The 2,964-nt window shown below is 64.8% G+C and carries 3 protein-coding genes; all 3 read right to left on the bottom strand.

Annotated elements, in window-relative coordinates:
- On the bottom strand, nucleotides 1-856 hold an 856-nt coding region (locus tag VN004_RS10825; protein ID WP_325609812.1), incomplete at its 3' end, for a CoA-binding protein.
- Nucleotides 857-878: 22 nt separating this feature from the next.
- Nucleotides 879-1,664: an enoyl-CoA hydratase/isomerase family protein gene (locus VN004_RS10820; RefSeq protein ID WP_325609810.1), complete on the bottom strand. Its 786-nt coding sequence runs from the start codon at nucleotides 1,662-1,664 to the stop codon at nucleotides 879-881.
- A 145-nt stretch (nucleotides 1,665-1,809) separates the two neighbouring features.
- Nucleotides 1,810-2,964, bottom strand: a 1,155-nt coding sequence (locus VN004_RS10815) for an MmgE/PrpD family protein (RefSeq protein ID WP_325609808.1), incomplete at its 5' end; no start/stop codon positions are given.

The raw sequence follows: 2,964 nt of genomic DNA, 5'->3' as shown, positions 1-2,964 counted from the left end.
GCACGCTGGCGATCCCGCTGGCGTGAAACAGCGCGTCAAAAGCCCGCGCTTTGCCGGCAAGGCGGCTCGAATGCGCCAAGGCGGCGCCGGCGCCGACGGCCGAGCGCCCGACCTTCAAGGCGACGATCGCCTTTTCCTCCGCGGCGGCGCGGCTCGCCAGCATCCGCAGCCGGGGGCCGTCCGACAGGCCCTCGACGATCATTCCGATGACGCGGGTTGCCGGGTCTTGGATCAGGTATTCGAGGATATCCAGTATGGTGAGATCGCTCTCGTTGCCAACCGTCACGAATTTCGAGAAACCCAGCCCGAGACGCCGCAGCGTACGAACAGTGCCGCCGAACAGGGCGCCGCTGTGCGAAACGAACGAGATATCGCCAGGCGGAATGCGGTCCGCATGCTCGGCGTTGAAGCCCAGCGATATGCCATCGGTCGCATTATAGATGCCGTTGGTGTTAGGCCCAATGACGCGGATGCCGCTCTCACGCGCGATCCGCGCGATGTCATCCTGACGCTGGCGGCCCGCCTCGGTCGCGATCTCGGCAAAGCCCGACGCGCCGATGATGACGGAGCGAACACCCGCCTCGGCGCAATCCGTCATGGCCGCCACCGCGCCATCGGCCGGGATGACCATCATCGCGCAATCGATGTCGCGCGGCGCGGTGCGCAACGAGGCGTAGCAGGGGATGCCGAGCACATCGCCGCCGGCCGGGTTGATCGGCGAAATGCGCCCTGAAAAGCCACAGGCGAGCAGGTTCGACACGACGTTATAGCCGGTGCGTCCGGGCGTGCGCGATGCGCCGATCACCGCGACATGCCGTGGCTGGAAGAGCGGTCGAAGGTCCTCGCTCAGGCTCATGACTGTGTCGGTCCTGATGCTGTCAGCGGCCGGTCCATACCGGCGCACGGCGTTCCAGAAACGCTCGCGCGCCTTCCTTGCGATCTTCGGACGCATAGGGGTCCGGCCCCGTATCCAGCCGGAGGCCGGTCTGGAGGGGCAGTCCTTGCGACTTCCGGAACGTGAGCTTGAGACGGATCAGCGACAGCGGCGCCGAGGCGACGATCTCCGCCGCAAACGCCTCCGCTCTCTCAGCGAGTTCGGTTCGCGGAACGAGCTGGTTGATCAGGCCCCACCGCGCTGCTTCCTCGACCGGAATCCGCCGGCCTGTATAAAGCCATTCCATCGCGATGCCGGACGGCACCATTTGCGGCAGCGCCACGGACGCGAAATGCGCTCCCATGCCACGTCGCGCTTCAGGCAACTGGAGGAACGTGTCGTCCGCGGCGATACGCATATCGCATGACAGCGCGAGTTCGCAGCCGCCGGCTACAGCGGGGCCGTTGACGATCGCCAGCGATGGCTTGCGGGAATTGATGAGAACCTCGCAGATGCTCCGCTCCGCCTCATGCAAGGGCCCACGGAAAGGGATCCCCTTCTGGTCGCCCTCGCTTGCTGCCTTCAGGTCAGCTCCCGCGCAGAATGCGTCGCCAGCGCCGGTCACTGTGATCAGCGCAACGTCAGGATCGGCATCCGCGCGCAGCACTGCATGACGGATCGCCTGGCTGAGATCGTGCGACAATGCGTTGCGGCGCTCGGGGCGGTTCAAGGTCAGGCGGCAGACTTTGTTAACCGTTTCGACCATCAGGACGGCGTCTTTTTCGGTCATCGGAGCCCTCGTATGCGTCTGCCGTGATCGGTGGTCATCAGGGTGATCGGAAACTGGATGCCCTGATCCTGGGCGAACGGGAGCGAGACTTCTCTCATGGAATAGTTTGCTGTGTTACGTATTGGCGCGTCTGGTCTGTGGGCGGTCACGATATGCCGATCCGCGCTATACGTGCCTGTCCTGACCCTGCTGTCACGATCCTTGCCGACGAGAGCGGAAGGCCGTTGGCGTCGCCTACCTCGCTCAGCCGTTGCAGAGCATCGAATAAATCCTCTGTCTGCGAGCCCATGTGAGGCGATGCGCAGTCCTCGAATTTTTCGCGCAACTGTTGCCGCGTGGCGGCTCGTTTGAAATGGCCACGTGCGAAGGCGACCGGAGCGGCGTCGATCGTTCGACCATCGTGCAGCGAGATGGCGAGCCTCGCGGGCGGTCCGGAGAGCGAACCGTCATCCGGCACATCGAGCGGATGGATGCGGACGCGGGCGATCATGGCCTGAACGTCGGGGCGATTGACGAAATCGTCGGTCAACTCGTGCAAACTGCAACGGCGCGCGATCGATGCTGCGGCAACCGCGAACTCGATGCTGAACCGCGCCTGTGTCGCAGTGGTCGGCCGGTGCTGGCTGAGCAGCCTGGTGGTGGCCGCGTTCAACCAGACATCGACAGCGGCGATGGACGACGGAACAACCGCCTCGGCAGCAACTGTATCGAGCATGGCATCGAGATATCGATGCGTGCCGTAGCACATGGGGTAGAGCTTGATATTGAGGCCGTGGCGACGCATGTGCCAGTCGATGCCCAGGCGCGGCGCGTGCGCGGTGTCGACTCGGCCCTTCGGCGAGTAAGTGTGCAGGAAGCCGTTTGGCTGTTCCAGGATCCCGGCGGTAGCGGTCAATCCCGCTGCGGCGAGCCGCGCAGCCTCCACACCGATCTGGGCCGCGCGGCCGACCTGCAAGGCTTTCGTCATCGAACCGAAGTTGGCCATGAGGCCGCATGACGAGGACGCAGCGATTCCGATTGCGTGGGCAGTCTGCTGTGCATCGAGCTGGTGCAGCACGGATGCGGCAATCGCGGACGCCACCACGCCGAGGACCGATGTGGGATGCCAGCCCTTCAGATGAAGTTGGTCGGTCTCGCGTGACGCGAGTTCGGCCCAGCTTTCATAGCCGGCGATATAAGCGGCAAGCATGGCCGGGCCCTCCCGGGACAATGCCTCCGCTTCCGCCAGGATGGCGGGGACGAGCACCGCGCTCGGATGCGAGCCGAATGCTGAATCGTCGTAGTCGAGGGCGTGCGCCGC

This window comes from Pseudorhodoplanes sp. (genome assembly GCF_035565855.1).
In the GTDB taxonomy this organism is placed as follows: Bacteria; Pseudomonadota; Alphaproteobacteria; order Rhizobiales; family Xanthobacteraceae; genus Pseudorhodoplanes.
This window is presented reverse-complemented; position numbering and strand designations above follow the sequence as displayed.

Bases quoted from the DNA above. Each gene is read 5' to 3' on its own strand.
- VN004_RS10820 (WP_325609810.1), bottom strand. From the start codon at position 1,664: ATGACCGAAAAAGACGCCGTCCTGATGGTCGAAACGGTTAACAAAGTC.